Source organism: Stenotrophomonas maltophilia group sp. Smal12 (assembly GCF_037079935.1).
Classification (GTDB): domain Bacteria; phylum Pseudomonadota; class Gammaproteobacteria; order Xanthomonadales; family Xanthomonadaceae; genus Stenotrophomonas; species Stenotrophomonas sepilia.
Genome location: NZ_JBAWUK010000046.1, coordinates 1 through 23,914, shown reverse-complemented (window position 1 = coordinate 23,914; position 23,914 = coordinate 1). Strand labels below are relative to the sequence as shown.

General features: G+C 67.6%; 19 protein-coding genes. 13 read left to right on the top strand and 6 right to left on the bottom strand.

The features are described from left to right. Positions 1-91: 91 nt before the first annotated feature. Positions 92-1,204, bottom strand: coding sequence for a 3-dehydroquinate synthase (gene aroB / locus WDC87_RS17370; protein WP_188240737.1), 1,113 nt, complete (start codon positions 1,202-1,204; stop codon positions 92-94). Next, positions 1,201-1,743, bottom strand: coding sequence for a shikimate kinase (locus tag WDC87_RS17365; protein WP_061478864.1), 543 nt, complete (start codon positions 1,741-1,743; stop codon positions 1,201-1,203). The genes aroB and WDC87_RS17365 overlap by 4 nt, the downstream gene beginning before the upstream one ends. 98 nt (positions 1,744-1,841) lie before the next feature. On the opposite strand from WDC87_RS17365, the gene WDC87_RS17360 reads away from it, so the two are divergent. Next, positions 1,842-2,045 carry a dodecin family protein gene (locus WDC87_RS17360; protein ID WP_005410663.1) on the top strand — a complete coding sequence of 68 codons (204 nt, stop codon included), beginning with the start codon at positions 1,842-1,844 and terminating at the stop codon, positions 2,043-2,045. Positions 2,046-2,051: 6 nt separating this feature from the next. On the opposite strand, the gene WDC87_RS17355 is transcribed toward WDC87_RS17360, so the two are convergent. Next, the gene (locus tag WDC87_RS17355; protein ID WP_252744345.1) at positions 2,052-2,879 is read right to left on the bottom strand and encodes a kinase; all 828 of its coding nucleotides are present in this window, start codon (positions 2,877-2,879) and stop codon (positions 2,052-2,054) included. A gap of 40 nt (positions 2,880-2,919) precedes the next feature. Between WDC87_RS17355 and pdxH the strand changes: the two genes are divergently transcribed. Next, positions 2,920-3,519, top strand: coding sequence for a pyridoxamine 5'-phosphate oxidase (gene pdxH, locus WDC87_RS17350; protein WP_065178210.1), 600 nt, complete (start codon positions 2,920-2,922; stop codon positions 3,517-3,519). A gap of 9 nt (positions 3,520-3,528) precedes the next feature. Next, positions 3,529-3,888 (top strand): hypothetical protein, encoded by a 360-nt coding sequence (locus tag WDC87_RS17345; protein WP_072168578.1) that lies wholly within the window; start codon positions 3,529-3,531, stop codon positions 3,886-3,888. A 57-nt stretch (positions 3,889-3,945) separates the two neighbouring features. On the opposite strand, the gene prpR is transcribed toward WDC87_RS17345, so the two are convergent. Beyond that, positions 3,946-5,529: a propionate catabolism operon regulatory protein PrpR gene (prpR, locus tag WDC87_RS17340; protein ID WP_252744346.1), complete on the bottom strand. Its 1,584-nt coding sequence runs from the start codon at positions 5,527-5,529 to the stop codon at positions 3,946-3,948. 154 nt (positions 5,530-5,683) lie between these two features. Between prpR and prpB the strand changes: the two genes are divergently transcribed. From prpB to pbpC, 9 genes are all read left to right on the top strand, one after another. Further along, positions 5,684-6,577 (top strand): methylisocitrate lyase, encoded by an 894-nt coding sequence (prpB, locus tag WDC87_RS17335; RefSeq protein ID WP_252744347.1) that lies wholly within the window; start codon positions 5,684-5,686, stop codon positions 6,575-6,577. 35 nt (positions 6,578-6,612) lie between these two features. Beyond that, positions 6,613-7,770, top strand: a complete 1,158-nt coding sequence (prpC, locus tag WDC87_RS17330; RefSeq protein WP_005418357.1) for a 2-methylcitrate synthase — start codon at positions 6,613-6,615, stop codon at positions 7,768-7,770. A 97-nt stretch (positions 7,771-7,867) separates the two neighbouring features. Then, positions 7,868-10,486, top strand: coding sequence for a Fe/S-dependent 2-methylisocitrate dehydratase AcnD (acnD, locus tag WDC87_RS17325; RefSeq protein ID WP_088496814.1), 2,619 nt, complete (start codon positions 7,868-7,870; stop codon positions 10,484-10,486). A 100-nt stretch (positions 10,487-10,586) separates the two neighbouring features. Next, on the top strand, positions 10,587-10,844 hold the full coding sequence (locus WDC87_RS17320; RefSeq protein WP_019338677.1) for a type II toxin-antitoxin system ParD family antitoxin: 258 nt from the start codon (positions 10,587-10,589) through the stop codon (positions 10,842-10,844). Beyond that, positions 10,831-11,157, top strand: a complete 327-nt coding sequence (locus tag WDC87_RS17315) for a type II toxin-antitoxin system RelE/ParE family toxin (protein ID WP_072168582.1) — start codon at positions 10,831-10,833, stop codon at positions 11,155-11,157. The genes WDC87_RS17320 and WDC87_RS17315 overlap by 14 nt, the downstream gene beginning before the upstream one ends. 23 nt (positions 11,158-11,180) lie before the next feature. Then, positions 11,181-12,359 carry a 2-methylaconitate cis-trans isomerase PrpF gene (gene prpF / locus WDC87_RS17310; protein WP_072168606.1) on the top strand — a complete coding sequence of 393 codons (1,179 nt, stop codon included), beginning with the start codon at positions 11,181-11,183 and terminating at the stop codon, positions 12,357-12,359. Between the two features lie 102 nt (positions 12,360-12,461). Further along, positions 12,462-13,922 (top strand): bifunctional 2-methylcitrate dehydratase/aconitate hydratase, encoded by a 1,461-nt coding sequence (locus WDC87_RS17305; protein WP_072168583.1) that lies wholly within the window; start codon positions 12,462-12,464, stop codon positions 13,920-13,922. 160 nt (positions 13,923-14,082) lie between these two features. Further along, on the top strand, positions 14,083-18,990 hold the full coding sequence (locus tag WDC87_RS17300; protein WP_252744348.1) for an alpha-2-macroglobulin: 4,908 nt from the start codon (positions 14,083-14,085) through the stop codon (positions 18,988-18,990). A gap of 49 nt (positions 18,991-19,039) precedes the next feature. Then, positions 19,040-21,421: a penicillin-binding protein 1C gene (pbpC, locus tag WDC87_RS17295; protein WP_252744349.1), complete on the top strand. Its 2,382-nt coding sequence runs from the start codon at positions 19,040-19,042 to the stop codon at positions 21,419-21,421. Positions 21,422-21,541: 120 nt separating this feature from the next. Here the strand turns inward: pbpC and WDC87_RS17290 are convergent, their stop codons facing one another. After that, positions 21,542-22,117, bottom strand: coding sequence for a ferritin-like domain-containing protein (locus tag WDC87_RS17290; RefSeq protein ID WP_072168586.1), 576 nt, complete (start codon positions 22,115-22,117; stop codon positions 21,542-21,544). A 29-nt stretch (positions 22,118-22,146) separates the two neighbouring features. Next, positions 22,147-22,629, bottom strand: coding sequence for a peroxiredoxin (locus tag WDC87_RS17285; protein WP_072168587.1), 483 nt, complete (start codon positions 22,627-22,629; stop codon positions 22,147-22,149). Between the two features lie 262 nt (positions 22,630-22,891). Here WDC87_RS17285 and WDC87_RS17280 point away from each other — a divergent pair, with 262 nt between their 5' ends. Further along, positions 22,892-23,779 (top strand): DnaJ C-terminal domain-containing protein, encoded by an 888-nt coding sequence (locus WDC87_RS17280; protein ID WP_061478849.1) that lies wholly within the window; start codon positions 22,892-22,894, stop codon positions 23,777-23,779. The last annotated feature ends 135 nt before the right edge of the window (positions 23,780-23,914 follow it).

Below are 23,914 nucleotides of genomic sequence, written 5' to 3'. Positions count from 1 at the left end.
TAGCGGGGCAGGGGTGACCCCTGCCGCAACGTGGCAGTGCCGGCCGCTGGCCGGCAACTTCATGCGTGGACAAGCCGGCCAGCGGCCGGCTCTACCTGGCTGACAGCACCTTCAGCACCGCCGCCTCATCCACGTCCGGCACCACTTCGGCGCGGCCCATGCCGCGCCACAGCACCAGGCGCAGGCGGCCGGCCACATTCTTCTTGTCCAGGCGCATGCGGCCGAGCAGGGCCTGCGGGTCCAGCCCGGCCGGGATCGCCACCGGCAGGCCGAGGCGTTCCAACAGTGCCTGCAGGCGAGCGCGGTCGGCGTCGTCGGCCAGGCCCAGGTCGGTGGACAGCTTTGCCGCCAGCACCATACCGACCGCCACGGCTTCGCCATGGTTCAGCGCATCGCGGCCCGGAGCCGAGTAGCCCTGCTCGGTCTCGATGGCATGGCCGAAGGTGTGGCCGAGATTGAGCAGGGCACGCTCGCCCTTCTCGAACGGATCGCGCTCGACGATGGCGGCCTTGTGCCGGCAGCTGCGCGCGATGGCTTCGGCCAGCGTGGCATCCTCGCCGGCCAGCAGCGCATCGGCATGCTGCTGCAGCCATTCGAAGAACACCGCATCGCCCAGCGCGCCGTACTTCACCACTTCGGCCAGGCCCGCGCGCAGTTCGCGCGGCGGCAGGGTAGCCAGCACGCGGGTATCAGCGATCACCGCACGCGGTGGATGGAACGCGCCGACCAGGTTCTTGCCGGCAGGGATGTCGACCGCGGTCTTGCCGCCCACCGACGAATCGACCATCGCCAACAGGGTGGTCGGCAGCTGCACGCAGTCCACGCCGCGCATCCAGCAGGCGGCGGCAAAACCGGCGAGATCACCGACCACGCCGCCGCCGAGGGCGAACACGCAGGCGTCGCGGGTGGCGCCGAGCGCGGCCAGCGCTTCGATGGCACGGCCGAATTCGGCCAGGGTCTTGGACGCTTCGCCGGCGGCCAGCATGTGCTCGCCGACGATCAGGTCGGGGCGTGCGGCGAGCAGCGTCTGCTTCACCGGCGCCAGATAGCGCGGGGCGACTTCGCTGTCGCTGAGCAGCAGCACATGGCGGCCGCGCACGTGTGAAACCAGTGCAGCGCCATCGGCCAGGGCACCGGCGCCGACGGTAATGGAGTAGGGGCGATCGCCGCCAACGGCGACCTGCAGCAGGGCGGGGGAAGTCATGCGGTCATGTCCTGGCGCTGCCATTGCGTGGCCAGCTTGACTACCAGTTGGGCAGTCGCGTCGGCAGCGGTATACGGGTCGGTATCGAGGGTGAGGTCGGCCAGTTCTCGGTACAGCGGGTCGCGCTGTGCGGCCAGATCATGCAGTACCTGCTCGCGGTCCGGGCGCTGCAGCAGCGGCCTGCCCTTGTCGCGGGCCAGGCGCTCCAGCTGCGCGGCCACGCCGACCCGCAGGTAGACCACGAAGCCGCGCCGGGCAATCAATGCGCGGTTGCCGGGGTCCAGCACCGCGCCGCCGCCGGTGGAGACCAATTGGCCGCGGCCTTCCAGCACGCGGGCCAGGGCCTGCCGCTCATGGCTGCGGAAGCCGGCTTCGCCGGTGTGCTCGAAAATGGTCGGGATGCTGGCGCCGGCGGCATCGACGATGGCCTGGTCGACGTCCACGAAGTCCAGCGTGAAGCGCTCGGCCAGGCGGCGGCCGATGCAGGTTTTGCCGGCGCCCATCGGGCCGATCAGGATCAGGTTCGGAGCAGGATTCATGCCCTGTGATGCTAACACCTCCGTGCCCTGGCCTTTACGTCCTTCACGTCAGGGTAGGTGTTCCTGCGGGGTCTCCCGCGCCAGCCGGAGTACAGGCCATGACGGTCGCCAAGGTCATCGAAATCACCGCCTCCTCGCCGAAAAGCGTGGAGGACGCCGTGCGCAGCGGGCTGAAGAAGGTCTCCGAGACGGTCAAGGGCATCCAGGGCGCCTGGGTGAACGAGACCAAGGTGGTCACCAATGGCAGCGGCGAGATCACCGAGTGGCGGGTCAACCTGCGGGTGACCTTCCTGGTGGAATAGGCGCGCTCAGCGCACGTCCTGCACCTGGCGCTGGCCATCCAGTACCACCACGTGGTCGGCGATGGCGGGCAGGGTGTGCAGTGCCTGCCGACTGACCCGCTCGTAGTACTGCACGAAGCGCTCCAGCTGTGGCCGGCTCATGCCGTGCCGGCCCGGCTGCGCGGCCTGCAGGCTCTGTTCCTGCTGCCAGCGCCAGCGCGGTACCACCGAGAAATCCGGCGGCTGAAGGAACCATAGCCGGTCGCAGCGCTGCCACAGCGCCGTGTAGTCGTGGGCCAGCGCCTGGTTGCACCAGCGCCGCCAGCGGCCATCGGCGTCGGCCTCGCGCTCCAGCGCGTTCAACGGGCTGTCCAGCGCGATGTCATCCTGCGCGGGCGTGCCCAGGAACCAGCCTTCGAACACCAGCAGGTCCAGCGGATGTTGCAGGCGCGGCCATTGCGCTTCTGGCAGCCGTTCGTCGGCCAGCTTGTCGAAACGCGGCATCGCGAAGGGCTGGCGTGCGGCCACCGCATCCAGCACTGCGTGGGCCAGCGGCAGGTCATGGGTGCCCGGCGGACCCCGGGTGATCAGCAGTGGATGCACCTGGCGGGCAAGCCGTTGGCGCTGTGCGCGGGTCAGGTAGACATCATCGATCGACAGCGTGGCCGCGTTCAGGCCGCGCGCCTGGGCGCGGGCCACGACCTGCGCGGCCAGCGTCGATTTGCCGCTCCCCTGCAGGCCGCTGATCGCCAATACTGGAACCGCTGCGCCACTGCCCAGTGCGTCGTCCAGCACCTGTTCGGCCAATGTTTCGGGGAATCCTTTCACCTGGGGCATATACGCAGCAGCGGCCATGCAGCCACAATAGCCCAATCCGTGTGAGAAGAACGCAATCATGAGCGACCTGTACGCCGAAGCCCTGTCCACGTTTGCCAGCCTGTTCGAAGAGGCCAGGCAGAGCCGCGAGGTCGAGCCGAACGCCATGACCGTGGCCACCGCCGATACGCACGGCCGTCCCTCGGCGCGCACCGTGCTGCTGAAGGCGTTCGATGAGCGTGGCTTCGTGTTCTACACCCACCTGGACAGCCACAAGGGCCGGGAGCTGCAGGCCAATCCGCAGGCTGCACTGCTGTTCCTGTGGCGCAGCCTGCGCGAGGCCGGCATCCAGGTGCGCATCGAAGGTCGTGTCGAGCAGGTGGCCGATGCAGAGGCCGATGCCTATTTTGCCAGCCGTCCGCGCATGAGCCAGATCGGTGCCTGGGCCTCGCAGCAGTCGAAGACGCTGGCCACGCGCGAGGAGTTCGACGCGCGCGTGGCCGAGGTCGAAGCCCGCTTCGAGGGCCAGGACGTTCCGCGCCCGGACGGCTGGAGCGGCCTGCGCGTGGTGCCTGACCGCATCGAGTTCTGGTACGGCGCGCAGTTCCGCCTGCACGAGCGCTGGTGCTATGAAGCCGGTGCTGAAGGGCGCTGGAGCAAGCGACTGCTGTACCCGTAAGGCTGACTGATGCAACGCCTGCCGCTGTACCGCGTGGTGGTGTTCGTGCCGTCGGCAGCACTGGACGCAGTGAAGCAGGGCATCCTTGCGGTGGATGCCCTGGCGGCGGGTGACTACGAGCACGGCATGTGGTGGTCGGCGCCGGGGTTCGAGCAGTTCCGCCCGCGGGTGGGTGCATCGCCCGTCCAGGGGGAGGAGGGGCGCACGGAAGTGGTTGACAGCGTGCGCCTGGAGTTCTGCCTGCCTCGGGATCCGCAGCGGTTGCAGCGCATCTTCGAGCAGGGCATCGTGCCGCATCATCCGTGGCGGGTGCCGGTGGTGCAGGTGGAGGAAGTCGAGCTGCTGCTGACGGGTGGGCAGCCGTTGTAGAGCCGAGCCCATGCTCGGCTGATGTTTCCGCACGCGCAGCCGAGCATGGGCCCGGCTCTACAGCCCCTCCGCGCGCAGCCAGCGCCACAGCGTGGTGCGGGATACCCCTAACGCCTGTGCCATGCCCTCACGGTCATTGCGGTGATCCTGCAACAGCGTTTCCAACTGCGCGCGCGGCGGACGCTTGCCGTTGCTTTCCAGTGGCAGCATGGTGGCGCTTTCTTTCACCAGTTCGGGCGCGAGCTGCAGCAGACGCGCTGCATCGATCAATCCTTCCCCAGGCTGCCAGTGGATGCGTAGTCGATCCACCAGATTGCGCAGTTCGCGCACGTTCCCGGGCCACTGGGCCGCGCTCAGCACCGCCAGTGCCTCCTCATCCAATGGCGCGTCGATGCCACGCAGCTTGCGGAAGAAGTGCTGTGCCAGCAGCGGGATGTCACTGCGCCGCGCACGCAGCGGGGGCAGGGCGATGCGTAGTGCGGCCAGCCGGTAATACAGGTCGCGACGGAAGCTGCCGGTCGCCGCGCGCTGCTCCAGCGACTGCAGGGTGGCGGCCACCACGCGCAGGTCGACTGCGGTCGGTTCGGTAGCGCCGACACGCAGCACCTCGCGTTCTTCCAGCACGCGCAGCAGGCGGGTCTGCAACGGCAGCGGCAGTTCGCCGATTTCATCCAGGAACAACGTACCGCCATCGGCGGCCTCGACCAGGCCGACGCGACCACCGCGCCGTGCACCAGTGAAGGCACCATCGCTGTAGCCAAACAGTTCCGCCTCCAGCAGTGATTCGCTGATGGCGCCGCAGTTCAGCGCGACGAAGCGGCCACGGCGGCCACTGGCTGCGTGCAGCTGCCGCGCCACCAGCTCCTTGCCGGTGCCGGTTTCGCCGGTCACCAGTACGGTGCTGTCATGCGGTGCATAGAGCGCGATCTGTGCGCGCACCTGGGCCATCGCTTGGCTGTCGCCGAGCAGTTCATGCGCATCGGCACGCGCTGCCGGGCGCCGGCGCGGGGCGGCGTGGTTGCCGCCGGAGCGGGCCAGGGCCCGGGTCAGCTCCAGCGCATGCTCGAACGCCTGCCGCACCGAGTCAGCCGAATAGAGCAGCACGCCGGGCAGGCCGGCCTGCTCGGCATGGTCAATGGCCATGCCGGTGCCGACGATCACCTCGATGCCATTGGCGCGCAGGTCGGCGATACAGTCGCGCGCGTCCTCACGGGTGACGAAGCGGCGATGCTCGATATCCAGGCCGAAACTCTGCTGGAAGTTGCTGAACACGGGCACGTCGCTGGCGTGGGTGACCAGGCCAATGCGGCTGGCGATGCGGCGGGCACGGGCCAACGCTTCCATCAGGTCGAAGCCATTGGCCTGGATCGGCACCAGTGGCAGCTCCAGCCGACCGCGCAGCCAGGCCGCGTTGGAGCCGCCGGCGATGACCACGTCGCAGTGCTCGCGGCGCAGCCGTTGGCCGATCACGTCCACCGCTTCCTCGAAGCCGAGGTTGATCTGCTCGATGCGCGCACGGCGGTCGAACTCGGGAATGACGTCGCCGAGCAGGCCGGTCAGGCGCGAAACGCTGACGGTCCAGATCACCGGGCGACCGGGGTCGGCGTCGGCGTGGCGCAGGAGGGAGCGGGGCAGGTACATGGCGGCGGGAGGTCGACGGGATGTTTCATGATACATCCGTTTCAATGTTTCATATGTTTCACTATCGCGTGGCGGTCATCCCCGTGAAATCAACGGCTTGCAGCTTGGCATGGTGCTTGCGGCTACCTATCCGTTCTCCAACCTGGATTGCCGCATGACCGCTTCCGCCCCTTTCTCCGCCGGTGCCCGCTTCCGTGAGGCGCTGGCTGCCGAATCGCCGCTGCAGGTGATCGGCGCCATCAACGCCAACCACGCCCTGCTGGCCAAGCGCGCCGGCTTCCGCGCCATCTATCTGTCCGGCGGCGGTGTTGCCGCGGGCTCGCTGGGCCTGCCGGATCTGGGCATCAACACCCTGGAAGACGTGCTGGTGGACGTGCGCCGCATCACCGATGTCTGCGACCTGCCGCTGATGGTTGACATCGACACCGGCTTCGGTCCGAGCGCGTTCAACATCGCGCGCACCGTGAAGTCGCTGATCAAGGCCGGCGCGGCCGCCTGCCACATCGAAGACCAGGTCGGCGCCAAGCGCTGCGGTCACCGTCCGGGCAAGGAGATCGTCTCGCAGGAAGAAATGGTCGACCGCGTGAAGGCTGCCGCCGATGCCAGGACCGATCCGGACTTCTTCCTGATCGCGCGTACCGACGCCATCCAGGTGGACGGCGTGGACAAGGCCATCGAGCGCGCCATCGCCTGTGTCGAGGCCGGTGCCGACGGCATCTTCGCCGAGGCCGCCTACGATCTGGATACCTACCGCCGCTTCGTCGACGCGGTGAAGGTGCCGGTGCTGGCCAACATCACCGAATTCGGTGCCACCCCGCTGTTCAGCCGCGATGAACTGGCTTCGGCCGGTGTTGCGATCCAGCTGTTCCCGCTGTCGGCGTTCCGCGCGGCCAACAAGGCGGCCGAGAACGTCTACCAGGCGGTGCGCCGCGATGGCCACCAGCGCAACGTGGTGGAAGCCATGCAGACCCGCGAAGAACTCTACGACCGCATCGGCTACCACGCCTTCGAGCAGCAGCTCGATGCGCTGTTCGCCGCCAAGAAATAAGCAGTACCCTGCACCATCAAGTTTCGGAGGGAAACATGAACGATACGACCGCAACCCCGACCTTCAAGCCGAAGAAGTCCGTCGCCCTGTCCGGCACCGCCGCCGGCAACACCGCGCTGTGCAGCGTGGGCCGCAGTGGCAACGACCTGCATTACCGTGGCTACGACATCCTGGACCTGGCCAACACCAGCGAGTTCGAGGAAATCGCCTACCTGCTGGTGCACGGCAAGCTGCCGACCCGCGCCGAGCTGGTTTCGTACAAGGCCAAGCTGAAGTCGCTGCGTGGCATCCCGGCCGCGGTGAAGGCCGCGCTGGAAGAACTGCCGCCGTCGGCACACCCGATGGACGTGATGCGCACCGGTGTGTCCGTGCTCGGCTGCGTGGCGCCGGAGAAGGATGACCACAACCATCCGGGCGCGCGCGACATTGCCGACAAGCTGATGGCCTGCCTCGGCTCGATGCTGCTGTACTGGTACCACTGGAGCCACAACGGCCGTGCCATCGACGTGGAAACCGACGATGACTCGATCGGTGGCCACTTCCTGCACCTGCTGCACGGCGAGAAGCCGCAGGACTCGTGGGTGAAGGCGATGCACACCTCGCTGATCCTGTACGCCGAGCACGAGTTCAACGCCTCGACCTTCACCTGTCGTGTCATCGCCGGTACCGGCAGCGACATGTACAGCGCGATCTGCGGTGGCATCGGCGCACTGCGTGGCCCGAAGCACGGCGGCGCCAATGAAGTGGCGTTCGAAGTGCAGAAGCGCTACGACAATCCGGATGAGGCCGAGGAAGACATCAAGGCCCGCGTCGAGCGCAAGGAAGTGGTGATCGGCTTCGGCCATCCGGTCTACACCGTGTCCGATCCGCGCAACAAGGTGATCAAGGACGTGGCCCGCGAGCTGTCCGAAGAACAGTCGAGCATGAAGATGTACGACATCGCCGAGCGCCTGGAATCGGTGATGTGGGACATCAAGAAGATGTTCCCGAACCTGGACTGGTTCAGCGCCGTCAGCTACCACATGATGGGCGTGCCGACCGCGATGTTCACCCCGCTGTTCGTGATCGCGCGTACCGCCGGCTGGAGCGCGCACATCATCGAGCAGCGCATCGACGGCAAGATCATCCGCCCGAGCGCCAACTACATCGGTCCGGAAGACCGCGACTTCGTCGCCATCGACAAGCGCGTCTGATCCACCTGCTGTCCCCATCCGGCCGGCCGCGTGCCGGCCGGATGCTTTCGCCGCCGCACCGCCGGCACCCGGCCCGCCCCAAGCATTCCGCCAGCCCATGAATACCGATTACCGCAAGAACCTCCCCGGCAGCGCGCTGGACTATTTCGACGCGCGCGCCGCCGTCGATGCAATCCAGCCCGGCGCCTACGCCACTCTGCCGTACACCTCGCGCGTGCTGGCCGAGAACCTGGTGCGCCGCTGCGATCCGGCCACGCTTGGCGACTCGCTGAAGCAGCTGATCGAGCGCCGCCGCGACCTCGATTTCCCATGGTTCCCCGCGCGTGTGGTCTGCCACGACATCCTCGGCCAGACCGCACTGGTTGACCTGGCCGGCCTGCGCGATGCGATCGCCGACAAGGGCGGTGACCCGGCCAAGGTCAATCCGGTGGTGCCGGTGCAGCTGATCGTCGACCACTCGCTGGCGGTGGAGTGCGGTGGTTTCGACCCGCAGGCGTTCGAGAAAAACCGCGCGATCGAGGATCGCCGCAACGAAGACCGTTTCCACTTCATCGACTGGACCAAGCAGGCGTTCCAGAACGTGGACGTGATTCCGCCGGGCAACGGCATCATGCACCAGATCAACCTGGAGAAGATGTCGCCGGTGGTCTACGTGCAGGACGGCGTGGCCTTCCCGGATACCTGCGTGGGCACCGACAGCCACACCCCGCACGTGGATGCGCTGGGCGTGATCGCGATCGGTGTGGGCGGCCTGGAAGCCGAGAACGTGATGCTCGGTCGTGCCTCGTGGATGCGGCTGCCGGACATCATCGGCGTCGAGCTGACCGGCAGGCCGCAGCCGGGCATCACCGCCACCGACGTGGTGCTGGCGCTGACCGAATTCCTGCGCAAGGAGCGCGTGGTCGGCGCGTACCTTGAATTCTTCGGCGAGGGGGCGGCGGCACTGACCATCGGTGACCGCGCCACCATCTCCAACATGTGCCCCGAATACGGCGCGACCGCCGCGATGTTCTACATCGACGGGCAGACCATCGATTACCTGCGCCTGACCGGCCGCGAGGAATCGCAGGTGGCGCTGGTGGAGAACTACGCCCGCACCACTGGCCTGTGGGCTGACGACCTGGCCACCGCGCAGTACGAGCGCGTGCTGCGCTTCGACCTGTCCAGCGTGGTGCGCAACATGGCCGGCCCGTCCAACCCGCACAAGCGCGTGGCCACTTCCGAGCTGGCCGAGCGCGGCATCGCCGACGAGGCCAAGCTGGCAGCGGGCAAGGCCGAGCAGGCGCAGGGCCTGATGCCGGATGGCGCGGTGATCATCGCCGCCATCACCAGCTGCACCAACACCTCCAACCCGCGCAACGTGATCGCTGCCGGCCTGCTGGCACGCAAGGCCAACGAGCGCGGCCTGCTGCGCAAGCCGTGGGTGAAGTCCTCGCTGGCGCCCGGCTCGAAGGCGGTGCAGCTGTACCTGGAAGAGGCCGGCCTGCTGCCGGACCTGGAGAAGCTGGGCTTCGGCATCGTCGCCTTCGCCTGCACCACCTGCAACGGCATGAGCGGCGCGCTCGATCCGGCCATCCAGCAGGAGATCATCGACCGGGACCTGTACGCCACGGCCGTGCTGTCGGGCAACCGCAACTTCGATGGCCGCATCCACCCGTATGCGAAGCAGGCGTTCCTGGCGTCGCCGCCGCTGGTGATCGCCTATGCCATCGCCGGCACCGTGCGCTTTGACATCGAGAAGGACGTGCTGGGCGTGGACGCCGACGGCAACGAGGTGCGCCTGAAGGACATCTGGCCGAGCGACGCCGAGATCGACGCCGTGGTCAAGGCATCGGTGAAGCCGGAGCAGTTCCGCCGCGTCTACAACCCGATGTTCAATGTGCGCGTGGAGCACGGCGCCGCGGTCAGCCCCCTGTACGACTGGCGCCCGCAGAGCACCTACATCCGCCGTCCGCCGTACTGGGAGGGCGCACTGGCCGGTGAGCGCACGCTGTCGGGCATGCGCGCGCTGGCGGTGCTGCCGGACAACATCACCACCGACCACCTGTCGCCGTCCAACGCGATCCTGGCCTCCAGTGCCGCCGGTGAATACCTGGCGAAAATGGGCCTGCCCGAAGAGGACTTCAATTCCTACGCGACCCACCGCGGCGACCACCTGACCGCGCAGCGCGCCACCTTCGCCAACCCGAAGCTGTTCAACGAGATGGTGCGCAACGACGACGGCAGCGTGAAGCAGGGTTCGCTGGCGCGCGTGGAGCCGGAAGGCAAGGTGATGCGCATGTGGGAAGCCATCGAGACTTACATGGAGCGCAAGCAGCCACTGATCATCATTGCCGGTGCCGACTACGGCCAGGGCAGCTCGCGTGACTGGGCCGCCAAGGGCGTGCGCCTGGCTGGTGTGGAGGCGATCGTGGCCGAGGGCTTCGAACGGATTCACCGTACCAACCTGATCGGCATGGGCGTGCTGCCGCTGGAGTTCAAGCCGGGCACCACCCGCCTGACCCTGGGCATTGATGGCACCGAAACCTTCGATGTGGTCGGCGAGCGCACCCCGCGCGCCGAGCTGACCCTGGTCATCCACCGCCGCGACGGCCAGGACGTGATCGTGCCGGTCACCTGCCGCCTGGACAGCGACGAGGAAGTGGCGATCTACGAAGCCGGTGGCGTGTTGCAGCGCTTCGCCCAGGACTTCCTGGAAGGCGCCAAGGTGGCGTGATACCGGCCTGAATGCCTGCCCCCGGAGGCCGGGGGCGGGCTTGTCCGACACCTGGGCAGGGCGCACACTGACTTGGCAAAAACTGCCATTGGAGAGTCTCATGGCCACCATGAACATTTCGCTGACCGACCCGCTCAAGCAGTTCGTGGACGAGGAAGTGCGTGAAGGCGGCTATTCCAGTACGTCGGACTACGTGCGTGACCTGATCCGCCAGCGCCAGCGCAGCAAGGCCGAAGAACTGCTCAAGCAGCTGATTGCCGAGGGTCTGGCTTCTGGGCCTGGCGTCCCGGTGACGGCCGACACATTCGAGCGCATGCGTCGTGAACTGACCGAAAGGATGGAGCGTGAGGGCGATTGAATGGCGACCCAGGGCCGAAGCCGACGCAGCCGATGCCGCACTGTGGTTCGCACGGCAGGGTGGGCTGATACTGGGTCGGCGCTTTCTCGCCGAGTTGGAGGCCACGCTTCAACGCATCGCGGTATTTCCAGGCTCGGGTTCCACCCGGCACGCCGACCTCGCAGCACAGCTACCGGTGCCGTTGCGGTTCATGCTGGTTCCGGGCTTCGAACGCTACCTCGTCTATTACCTCGATCTACCGGACCGCGTGGACATCATGCGCGTGTGGTGCGTTGATCGTGGTCTTGACGCACTGATGCAAGACATTTCCTGAAATTCAAACGCGTGGATTCGACCATGACCTTCCTCCCGCAACTCCGTATTCCCGCCACCTACATGCGCGGTGGCACCAGCAAGGGCGTGTTCTTCCGCCTGCAGGACCTGCCCGACGCCGCGCAAGTGCCGGGCGCCGCACGCGACGCGCTTTTGATGCGCGTGATCGGCTCGCCCGATCCGTATGGCAAGCAGACCGACGGCATGGGCGGTGCAACGTCCAGCACCAGCAAGTGCGTGATCATCTCCGCCGCCTCGGTGCCGGACCACGATGTGGACTACCTGTACGGCCAGGTCTCGATCGACACCGCCTTCGTCGACTGGAGCGGCAACTGCGGCAACCTCAGCACCGCGGTGGGTCCGTTTGCGATCGCCAATGGATTGATCGATCCGGCCCGCGTGCCGCGCGATGGCCTGTGCACCGTGCGCATCTGGCAGGCCAACATCGGCAAGACCATCATCGCCCATGTGCCGATGCGCGACGGCGAAGTGCAGGAGATCGGCGATTTCGAGCTGGACGGCGTGACCTTCCCGGCGGCCGAGATCCAACTGGAATTCATCGATCCGTCCGATGACGGCGATGCGGGCGCGATGTTCCCGACCGGCAACCTGGTCGACACCCTGGACGTGCCGGGCGTGGGCAGTTTCGAGGTGACCATGATCACCGCCGGCATCCCGACGATCTTCCTCAATGCGGCCGACCTGGGCTACACCGGCACCGAACTGCAGCCTGCGATCAACGAGGACAAGGGGGCGCTGGAGCGCTTCGAGAAGATCCGCGCCTACGGCGCCTTGCGCATGGGGCTGATCAAGAACCTGGAAGATGCGGCGACCCGCCAGCACACGCCGAAGGTGGCCTTCCTGGCCCCGGCGCAGGACTACGTGTCGTCCAGTGGCAAGGCCATTCCGGCCTCGGCGATCGACCTGCATGCGCGTGCGTTGTCGATGGGAAAGCTGCACCACGCGATGATGGGTACCGCTGCCGTGGCGATCGGCACCGCAGCAGCGATTCCTGGCACGCTGGTCAATCGCGCGGCCGGTGGTGGCGAACGTGAAGCGGTGACCTTCGGTCATCCCTCCGGCACGCTGCGTGTCGGCGCACAAGCCGGGCTCGTTGACGGCCAGTGGACAGTGACCAAGGCCATCATGAGCCGCAGCGCCCGTGTGCTGATGGAAGGCAAGGTGCGGGTGCCGGCCGAATAGTGCTCTGGTAGATGCCAACCTTGGTTGGCATGCAAGCGCCAACCAAGGTTGGCGACTACCGGGACACGCGGCCTGACCTGCTTTCCGGCGAGGAGATCGACGATGTCCGACAGCCACACCCCATCCAACGAGCGTGCAGCGTGGGATGCGCTGCTGGTGGGCATCGTCGACTACGTGCGCGACGCGCGCATCGACTCACCGCTGGCGTTCCAGACCGCGCACCACTGCCTGCTCGACACGCTGGGCTGCGGCCTGGAAGCGCTGTCCTTCCCGGCCTGCAGCAAGCTGCTTGGTCCCCTGGTGCCGGGCATCAGCGTGGTCAACGGCGCCCGCGTTCCGGGTACGCATTACGTGCTGGACCCGGTGCAGGCCGCCTTCAACATCGGCGCGATGGTGCGCTGGCTTGATTTCAACGATACCTGGCTGGCGGCCGAATGGGGGCACCCTTCGGACAACCTGGGTGGCATCCTTGCCGTCTGCGATTGGCTGGGGCGCAACGCGCAGGCTCTGCGACGCCCACCGCCGACCGTGCGCGACGTGCTGCTGGCGATGATCAAGGCGCACGAGATCCAGGGCGTGCTGGCGCTGGAGAATTCCTTCAACCGGGTCGGGCTGGACCACGTGTTGCTGGTCAAAGTGGCCACCACCGCCGTGGTTGCGCAGCTGCTCGGCCTGGATCGCGAGCGCATGCTCAATGCGTTGTCGCTGGCCTGGGTCGATGGCCAGTCCCTGCGCACCTACCGGCACGCACCCAACACCGGCTCGCGCAAGAGCTGGGCCGCCGGCGACGCGACCAGCCGTGGCGTGCGCCTGGCGCTGATGGCGGCCAGTGGCGAGATGGGCTACCCCAGCGTGCTCAGCGCGCCGACCTGGGGCTTTGAAGCGGTGTCGATGCATGGCAAGGCACTGACGCTGGGGCGACCGCTGGGCAGCTACGTGATGGAGAACGTGCTGTTCAAGATCAGCTACCCGGCCGAGTTCCATGGCCAGACCGCGGTGGAGGCGGCCATCACGCTGCACCAGCAGTTGCGCGCGATGGGGCGGCGGGTCGAGGACATCGCGCATATCGCGATCCGGACCCAGGAAGCCTGCATCCGCATCATCGACAAGCAGGGCCCGCTGCATAACCCGGCCGACCGCGACCACTGCGTGCAGTACATGGTCGCCATCGCGCTGCTGCACGGGCGGCTGGTGGCCGAGGATTACGAGGACGACGTTGCAGCTGATCCGCGCATCGATGCCCTGCGGGCGAAGATGGCCTGCCATGAGGATCCGCAACTCAGCGCCGACTACCTGGACCCGGACAAGCGCAGCATCGCCAATGGCCTGGGCGTGCGCTTCAGCGACGGTACTGAGCTGCCCGAGGTACTGGTGGAGTACCCGCTCGGCCATGCCCGGCGCCGGGCGGAAGGCATTCCGCTGCTGATGGACAAGTTCCGCCGGCACCTGGCCCACCGCTTCCCGACCGTCCAGCAGCAGCGCATCCTGGCGGCCTCGCTGGACCTGGTGGCGCTGGCGGCAATGCCGGTGACCGACTATGTGGACCTGTACCTGCCGGGGTAGGGCCGCTCTGGTAGAGGCCAACCTTGGTTGGCAAGTGGGGGGGCGCCAACCAAGGTTGGCGGCTACCGGGTCCCGGGCGGGACCGGGTTTCCGACCGCCGGGGCGCCAACGCCTTGACGCGGCCTGCCTATAATGACCACCTCGATCAAGGAGTGACGACATGAGCGGTCCGGCACGGCGGAAGCGGTGGGGATGGGCGGCGGCGGTACTGGCAGGAGGCCTGTTGCTGGGCCTGGCCGGCTGCCGCAACGACAGCGGGCAGTTGCCCAAGGCCAGTGGCGAGGCGATCACCACCAAGGCCGAGCAAGTGAAGGAATTCACCCTGCTGCGCGCCTACCCGGACCAGAAGAATGACGGCCTGTCGCTGGCGCTGGAGTTCTCGCGCCCGCTGGTCGGCACCCAGGATTTCGACACGCTGGTGCGCTTCGAGGAGAAGGTCGGCACCGAGGACAGCAGCTGGACGCTGTCCGATGACGGCCTGACCCTGCGCTACCCGTTCGTCGAGGCCGGCAAGGAGTTCAGCCTGGTGGTCTCGCCGGACCTGCTGGCCGCCGATGGCAGCCGCCTGGGCAAGGAACTGAAGCAGAAGGTGTTCAGCGGCGAGCTGAAGCCGGTGGTTGGCTTCGCCTCGCAGGGCAGCGTGCTGCCTGCCAAGGACAGCCGTGGCCTGCCGGTGGTCTCGGTGAACGTGCCGGAAGTCGACGTCGAATTCCTGCGCGTGCGCGAGAAGGATCTTCCGACCTTCTTCAGCCAGTACCAGCGCGGCGGCCGCCGTGGCAGCTGGGAGCTGAGCAGCGACTACGAGCGCAGCCCGATCAACAAGCTGGCCGAGCCGGTGTACGTCAACCGTTTCATCCTGGGGGGCAAGAAGAACGAGCGGGTGCTGACCTACCTGCCGACCCAGGACATCAAGGAACTGCAGGAGCCGGGCCTGTACTTCGCCCTGCTCAAGCGCACCGGTGACTACGAAGGCGAGTTCGACACCGCGTTCTTCTCGGTCAGCGACATCGGCCTGCATACCCGCGCCTACAAGGACAAGCTGTTCGTCCATACCGCCGGCCTCAAGGACGGCGCGCCGCTGAAGGGCATCGACCTGCGCGTGCTCGACGCCAAGGGTGAGGTGGTGCTGAAGGGCAGCACCGACGGCAACGGCAATGCGCTGCTGAACTACACCCTGGATGCCACCCACGTGCTGGTCGCCAGCAGTGGCAAGGACACCAGCTTCCTGCCGTTCAACCAGCCGGCGCTGGACCTGAGCGAGTTCGCTGTGGCCGGCCGCGACAACGCGTGGTTCGACGTCTACGCCTGGTCCGGCCGCGACCTGTACCGCCCGGGCGAGACCGTGCGCCTGTCCGCGCTGCTGCGCGACAACGACGGCAAGCCGGTCAAGGCACAACCGGTGTTCCTGCGCCTGAAGCAGCCCGACGGCAAGACCTTCCGCGAGACCCGCCTGCAGCCGGGCGACCAGGGCTACATCAATTTCGAGCAGGTGATCCCCGCCGAGGCGCCGACCGGCCGCTGGCAGGTCGAGTTCCGCACCGACCCGGCCAGCAAGGAAGCGATCCAGGGCATGACCCTGCGCATCGAGGAGTTCCTGCCCGAACGCATGAAGCTGGACCTGGACAGCGCGCAGAAGACGCTGAAGCCGGGTGAGGACCTGCGCCTGCAGGCCAATGGTGCCTACCTGTATGGCGCACCGGCCGATGGCAACCGCTTCACCGCACGCATGGCGGTTGCCGCCGAACAGAAGCCCGTGGAAGGCCTGCCGGGCTATTTCTTCGGTGACCCGACCCTGCAGCTGCCGCGCGAGGCCAAGGACGTGATCGACACCACGCTGCCGGCCAATGGCCAGCTGCGTGAGGATGTGGCGCTGCCGGAAGAGGCGGCCAAGGCCAAGGCGCCGATCGCCGTGGTGCTGTCCGGCAGCCTGTATGAAACCGGTGGCCGCACGGTCACCCGCACCCTGAAGCGGGTGATGTGGCCGGCCAACGCGCTGGTCGGCGTGCGCCCGCTGTTCAACCCGGACGATGGTGCCGATGCCAACGGCAACGCACGCTTCGAGCTGATGCGCGTGGATGCCGCTGGTACGCCACAGCCGGCCAAGGGCCTGAAGATCACCCTGGTGCGCGAGCTGCGCGACTATCACTGGACCTTCAACGACAACCGCTGGGATTACGATTTCACCCGCCGTTTCGAGAACAAGGAAACCCACACCGTCGATGCCGGCAACAGCGCGGTCGCCTTTGATTTCCCGGTGGAGTGGGGCGAGTACCGGGTGGACGTGTTCGATCCGTCCACCGGCCTGACCAGCCGCTACCCGTTCCGTGCCGGCTGGAGCTGGGGCGATGACAACCGTGGCCTGGATGCACGCCCGGACAAGGTCAAGCTGGGCCTGGACAAGACCGGCTACAAGGCCGGTGACACCCTGGAAGTGACGGTGACCCCGCCGCACGCCGGCAAGGGCATCCTGATGGTCGAGACCGACCGCATGCTGTACGTGCAGGACATCGACGCCAAGCCGGGTTCGACCTTCAAGATTCCGGTCACCGCCGACTGGGAACGCCACGACGTCTATATCACTGCGCTGGTGTTCCGTGGCGGCAGTGCGCCGAGCAAGATCACCCCGGCCCGTGCCGTGGGCGTGGTGCATGTGCCGATGGACCGCAAGGGCCGCACCGTGGCCGTCGGCCTGGTCGCGCCCAAGCAGATGCGGCCCGAGCAGGACCTGCCGGTAACCGTCAGTGCGCCGCAGCTGGCCGGCAAGACCGCGCACGTCACCGTTTCGGCGGTGGACGTGGGCATCCTCAACATCACCCGTTTCCCGGTGCCCGACGCCGGTGCACACTTCTTCGCCCAGCGTCGCCTCGGTATCGATGCCTACGACATCTACAGCCGGGTGATCGAGAGCTTCGATGGCGGCAGCGGCAAGCTGAAGTTCGGCGGCGACATGGCGCTGCAGGCATTGCCGCAGGCCAAGCGCCCGACCGCGCGCGTGCAGACCGTGGACCTGTTCTCCGGCCCGGTGCAGCTCGATGCCAAGGGCAATGCCCGCATCCGCCTGAAGGTGCCGGACTTCAACGGCACCCTGCGCGTGTCGGCGCTGGTCTACAGCGATGACCAGTACGGCAAGCGTGACGTGGAAACCATTGTGCGCGCCCCGATCCTGGCCGAAGCCAGCATGCCGCGCGTGCTGGCCCCGGGCGACCGCAGCACGGTGACTCTGGACGTGCAGAACTTCACCGGCAAGCCGGGGCAGTTCAACGTGAAGGTGGAGAGCGAAGGCCCGCTGAACCTGGGTGAGGGCAGCCGCAGCGTGCAGTTGAATGCCGATGCCAAGACCACGCTGAGCTTCCCGTTGTCGGCTCGCGAGGGCCACAGCGTGGCCAAGGTGCGGGTGCGGGTGGACGGCAACGGCTTCAAGGCTGATCGCCGCTACGACCTGCCGGTGCGTGCGGCGTGGCCGCAGGTGCTGCGTTCGCAGGTGCGCACGCTCGATCCGCTGGCCGCAGTCAGCCTCGACAACAGCCTGACCGATGGCCTGATGTCCGAGTCGGTCAATGCCCGCCTGCTGGTCAGCCCGCTGCCGCCGATCCCGTTCGCCAGTGCACTGCAGGGCGCGCTGAACTATCCATATGGCTGCGCCGAGCAGACCACCAGCAAGGGTTACGCCGCGCTGATCCTGGACCAGGCCACCTCGTCGATGCTCGGCGCCGATGGCCTGGATGCCAAGACCCGCCGCGAGCGCATGGAAGGTGCGTTCGGTCGCCTGGCGTCGATGCAGGTGGCCAACGGCAACTTCTCGATGTGGGGTGACGACGGCTACGTGAACCCGTGGCTGACCCCGTACATCACCGAGTTCCTGCTCGATGCCAAGGACGCCGGCTTCGCCGTGCCTGACAACGTGCTGCAGAAGGCGCTCAACCGCCTGAGCGAGGATCTGCTGTCCGGCGGCAATCAGTTCTATGGCCAGGAGGATCGCGAGAAGCTGAAGTTCGCCAACCAGGCGTATTCGGGCTACGTGCTGGCTCGGGTCAATCGTGCACCGCTGGGTACCCTGCGCACGCTGTACGACAACGAACGCAGCAAGGCGGTCGGTGGCCTGTCGCTGGTCCACCTGGGCGTGGCGCTGTCGCTGCAGGGTGATGCCAAGCGTGGCCAGGCCGCGCTGGCGGCGGCCTTCGCCAAGTCCAGCAGCGAGCGCCCGTCGTACTTCGGCGACTACGGCAGCGCGATCCGCGATGACGCGCTGATGATCGCGCTGACCCACGAGAACAAGTTGGCCAAGCCGGCCTGGGACGCGCGCGCGGTCGACCTCGGTCGTGGCCTGGATGCGCGCCGCAATGCCGGCTGGATGTGGCTGAGCACGCAGGAGCAGGTGGCGATTGCCCGCCTCGGCAAGGCGCTCGCCGCCAACCAGAAGGCGCTGGTAGCCGGTGAGCTGGTGATCGGTGGCACCACCGAAGCGATCGGCGAGCGCAAGCTGTTCGGACGCAACTTCAGCGCCAGCGAGCTGGCCAGTGGCGTGCGCTTCACCCCGCAGGGGCAACCGCCGATGTTCGCCAGCATCGACGTGGCCGGTATCCCGCGCAGTGCACCCGCACCAGACAACAGCGTAGTGGGTATTGAACGCAGTTACTTCGGTACCGATGGCAAGCCGTGGTCGCCGCGCCCGCTGAAGGAAGGCGAAGCGCTGATCGTGCGCGTCACCGTCACCGCCGACTCCACGATGCCCGATGCACTGCTGACCGACCTGCTGCCGGCGGGCCTGGAGATCGAGAACTTCAACCTGGGCGATGCCAAGCAGTGGGCCGACGTGGTGGTCGATGGCATCACCATCAGCGACCGGGGTGAGGCCGCCGATACCAAGCACGAGGAGTTCCGCGACGACCGCTACGTGGCTGCGCTGAAGCTCTCGCGTGGCAGCAAGGCCAACGTGTTCTACCTGGTGCGCGCGGTGACCCCGGGTACCTACTCGGTGCCGCCGCCGCTGGTGGAGGACATGTACCGGCCGCAGCTGCGCGGTGTCGGCCGCAGCAACCCGACCACGATCACGGTGGTACAGCCGTGACCGCGCGGACGGGCCGCGACGGCGCGGCCCGTCCTGCTGGCAACCCGCAATGAAGAACACGATGACGACCCGGCTGGCGACCCTGCGCCGCCGGTGGCGGCCGCTGTGGCCGTGGCTGCGCTGGGGCATGGCCGCTGCGCTGGCGCTGCTGCTGGTGCTGGATTTCGCCTTCCCGCCGCCGCTGCCGAAGCAGCGTGATACCAGCACCCTGGTGGTGGCTGCCGACGGCACGCCATTGCGGGCGTTTGCCGATGCCGAGGGCGTGTGGCGGTATCCGGCCTCGGTCGACAGCGTCTCGCCGCTGTACCTGCAAGCGTTGCTGACCTACGAAGACCGCTGGTTCTGGCGCCATCCGGGCATCAACCCGCTGGCGATCCTGCGGGCCAGCGGCCAGCTGCTGCGCGGCGGCCGCATCGTGTCCGGTGGCTCGACCCTGACCATGCAGGTCGCGCGCATTCTCGATCCGCACTCACGCACCCCGTGGGGCAAGCTGAAGCAGATGCTGCGTGCAGTGCAGCTTGAGGTGCACCTGAGCAAGCAGCAGATCCTGGCCCTGTACCTGGAGCGTGCACCCTACGGCGGCACCATCGAAGGCGTGGAAGCGGCCAGCTGGGCCTATCTGGGCAAGCCGGCGGCGCAGCTGTCGCATGCCGAGGCTGCGCTGCTGGCGGTGCTGCCACAGGCGCCCAGCCGGCTGCGCCCGGACCGCCATCCGGAAGCTGCGCAGAAAGCGCGCGACAAGGTGCTGTCACGCATGGCCGAGCTGGGCGCGTGGACACCGGAAGAAGTGGAGGATGCGCGCATCGAGAACGTGGTGGCGCGTTCGCTGCGCCCTCCCTTGCACGCCGCGCTGCTGGCGCAGCGCCTGCACTCGGCGCATCCGGGCCAGGCACGCATCCAGAGCAGCATCGACATCGGCCTGCAGCGCACGCTGGAAGAGCGCGTGGCCAGCTATTTCTCGACGCTGCCCGAGCGTACCTCGGCGGCCCTGCTGGTGGTCGACAACCGGACCCTGCAGGCACGCGCTTATGTCGGCACATTGTCCTTCGGTGACCGCCAGCGGCTGGGTCACGTGGACATGGTGCAGGCCTGGCGTTCGCCAGGCTCCACGCTCAAGCCGTTCCTGTACGCGATGGCGCTGGACGATGGCCTGATCCATTCGGAAAGCCTGCTGGTCGATGCACCGCAGAGTTTCGGCAGCTACCGCCCCGGCAACTTCGACATGGCCTTCAATGGGCCCATCGGTGCCTCTGCCGCATTGCGGCTGTCGCTCAACGTACCGTCGGTGGACCTGCTGCAGCGGGTCGGCGCCGCGCGCTTCGCTGCCCGGCTGTCGCACGCGGGCATCCAGCTGCGCTTCCCGCCGGGCAGTACGCCCAACCTGTCGCTGATCCTGGGCGGCACCGGCGCGCGCCTGGAAGACCTGGTCGGCGCCTTCGCCGCGCTCAACCGGAGCGGTATCGCCGGCCGCGTGCGTTACACCGACGACGAGCCGATGATCGAGCGGCGCCTGGCCTCGCCGGGCGCCAGCTGGATCGTGCGCGAGATGCTCGAATCAAACCCGCGCCCGGGATACAGCGCCGGGACGTTCGATGTCGGTGGCCGCCCGCGCGTGGCGTGGAAGACCGGCACCAGTTACGGGTACCGCGATGCGTGGGCGATCGGCAGTACCCGCCACTACACGGTGGGCGTGTGGGTGGGCCGGCCGGACGGTACTCCGTTGCCGGGCCAGTACGGCGCGGTCACCGCGCTGCCGCTGATGTTCGAAGTGGTGGACAGCCTGCCGCGCCAGCGTGGTGATTCGGCGGCCGCGCCGATGCCGGCCAGTGTCAGCCAGCAAGACATCTGCTGGCCCACTGGCGAACGTGCCGAGGGGCTGCCGGCGGCACTGTGCCAGCGCAGGATGCCAGCCTGCCTGCTCGATGGCGCGGCACCGCCGACCTTCCCGGAGCGCGAGGCGCGGCGCTGGCAGCCGGGGCGGCAGCGCTACCTTGCCGACGCGCGCACCGGCTTGCGTGTATCCGCCGATTGCCGCTTGCCGCACGAAGAAGTCGCGCGTGAGATCGCGCGCTGGCCGGCGCTGTTGTCGCCGTGGCTGCCCAAGGCCACGCGCGACGCCTCGCAGCTGCCGGCGCTGTCGCCGGACTGCCGTGATGATGGCCGGGAGGCCAGCGTCGCGCTGCACATCGATGGCCTCAATGATGGCGCCGCATTGGCGCGTGCGCCCAACGCCGAACATGGCGTACGCCTGCAGCTGCGCGCGCTGGGCAGCGAGCAGGCGGTGGACTGGTTGCTGGATGGACGCTGGATCGCGCAGACCCGCGGCGCACAGTTGACGCAGCGTGAGTTCGCCGACCCCGGGGCGCATACCCTGACCGCCTTGGCCGCGGACGGCGCGTGGACGCAGGTACGGTTCACTGTCCTCCGGTAGGTGCCGGGCCATGCGCGGCGGGATGGCATTGCTCCGCTTTGGTGGGTGCCAACCTTGGTTGGCACGCGAACGGCAAAGCGCCCACCAAGGTGGGCATCTACCAGAGCATCCGCAGCGCAATCATTCCCCGATCCACCCATCCAGCAGATCGGCGAACTCGTCGGCGTGTTCCTCTTCCTGCGCCAGGATCTCTTCGAGGATGCGCTTGGTGGTGGTATCGCGGTCGCCGATGAAGTTGATCATCTCGCGGTAGCTGTCGATGGCGATGCGTTCGGCCACCAGGTTCTCGCGGACCATGTCGCGCAGGTCGCTGCCTTCCTTGTATTCGGCATGCGAGCGCGCGGTCAGCGTATCCGGGTTGAAGTCGGGCTCGCCGCCGAGCTGCACGATGCGCTCGGCCAGCTTGCCGGCATGCGCCTGTTCCTGCTGTGCATGTTCAAGGAATTCGGCTTTTACCGCGTCGGCCAGCATGCCCTTGGCCATGAAGTAGTGCCGGTAGTAGCGCAACACGCACACGTACTCGGTGGCCAGTGCGTCGTTGAGCAGCTTGATCACCACCTTGCGGTCGGCGCTGTAGCTGTCGGTGATCGCACCATCCTCGATGTTGCGCCGGGCGCGCTCGCGCAGGGCCGTGCGCTCGCTGATGCCGGGAATCTGCGCGGCGGGCCTGGGGGCTTTGGCTGGCTTGCTGGACATGGCTGGCCGTTTCCTCTTGCGGTGGGAGATCAGGTGGGCAGGTGCTCCAGCACGTAGTCGGCCGAAGACACTTCGAATTGACCGGGCTGTTCAACCCAGGCGGCGCGGACCACGCCGTCGACCACGTACAGGGCGAAACGGCGCGAGCGGATGCCCATGCCCGAGGCACTGGCGTCGAGCTCCAGGCCGAGCGCGCGGGTCAGTTCGGCATTGCCGTCGGACAGCATCAGCAGGCCGTCGGGCACGTGCTGATCGGTGGCCCAGGCCTTCATCACGAACGGGTCGTTGACGGCCATGCAGTAGACATCGATGCCGCGCTGGCGGAAGGCCTCGAATTTCTCGACGTAACCGGGCAGGTGGCGGGCCGAGCACGTCGGCGTGAACGCGCCGGGCACGGCGAACAGCACCACCTTGCGCGCGTCGAACAGCGAATGCGTATCGAGCGTTTCAATGCCCTCGCGGATGCGCTTGAGGGTCACTTCCGGAATGCGGTCGCCGACATGGATGGTCATGGGGGAACTCCTTGCTGGGGCAGCGTAGTGGGCCGGATGGGACAGGGACGTCAAGACATTGGAAAACCGGCGTGCAGGCCCCATCTTCAGGCTTTGCGGAGCGGGCTTCCAGCCATAGCCTGGGGCAGGGCGATGGCAACCGCATTGCGCAGGATCAGTCGGCCTCACCGGCGCCGCACGAGGGGCGGCGTAGCATCGCCGGCGCGTAGAATGAACCCGGGGCGGCGCCACCGGCGCGGCCGAAGCAGATCGAGGTAGCTGGATGGAATTCAAGGATTACTACGCCACCCTGGGGGTGGAACCGAGCGCGGGCGAGGCGGAGATCAAGACCGCCTACCGGCGGCTGGCACGCAAGTACCACCCGGACGTCAGCAAGGAAGCCGGGGCGGAGGACAAGTTCAAGGCGGTCAACGAGGCCTACGAGGCGCTGCGCGATCCGGAAAAGCGTGCAGCCTACGACCAGCTGCGCGCGCAGGGCTATCGCCCGGGCGAGGAGTTCAACGTGCCGCCGAACTACGGCGGCGCCGGTGGTTTCAATTTCGAGGAAGTGTTCGGGGGTGGTGGCGCCAACGGCGGCTTCAGCGACTTCTTCGAAAGCCTGTTCGCGCGCCAGCGCGGCGGTGCCGGTCCTGGCCCGGGGTTCAGCAGCCAGGGCCATGCCCCCAACCGCGACACCCGTGCCAAGCTGTCGGTCCCGCTGGAAGCGGCCTACAGCGGCGACAGCCTGCGCATCACCGTCAACGGCAAGCAGCTGGACGTGCGCGTGCCCAAGGGCATCCGTCCGGGGCAGGTGATCCGCCTGGCGGGGCAGGGCAACCATGGTGGCAACCTGCTGCTGGAAGTGGAGTACGCCGCACACCCGCAGTTCGAGGTCGATGGCCGCAACATCCTCTACACCTTGCCGGTCACGCCGTGGCAGGCCGCGCTGGGTACCAGCATCAGCGTGCCGACCCTGGGCGGCGCGGTGGAACTGAAGATCCCGGCCGACTCCGATGCCGGGCGCAAGCTGCGCCTGCGCGGGCGGGGCCTGCCGGGCAACCCGGAGGGCGACCAGATCGTCGAGATCGAGATCGTGGCCCCGGCCGCGACCGACGAGGCGCAGAAGAAGGCCTACCGGAACCTGGCCAAGGCGTTTGGCGAGACGATCTGAGCACGCCTTCCGGTAGTGGGGGGGGGGGGGGGGGGGGGGGGGGGGGGGGGGGGGGGGGGGGGGGGGGGGGGGGGGGGGGGGGGGCGCCCGCCCTCTTATATAAAAAAAAAACCACCCCCCCAATCACAAATTTAG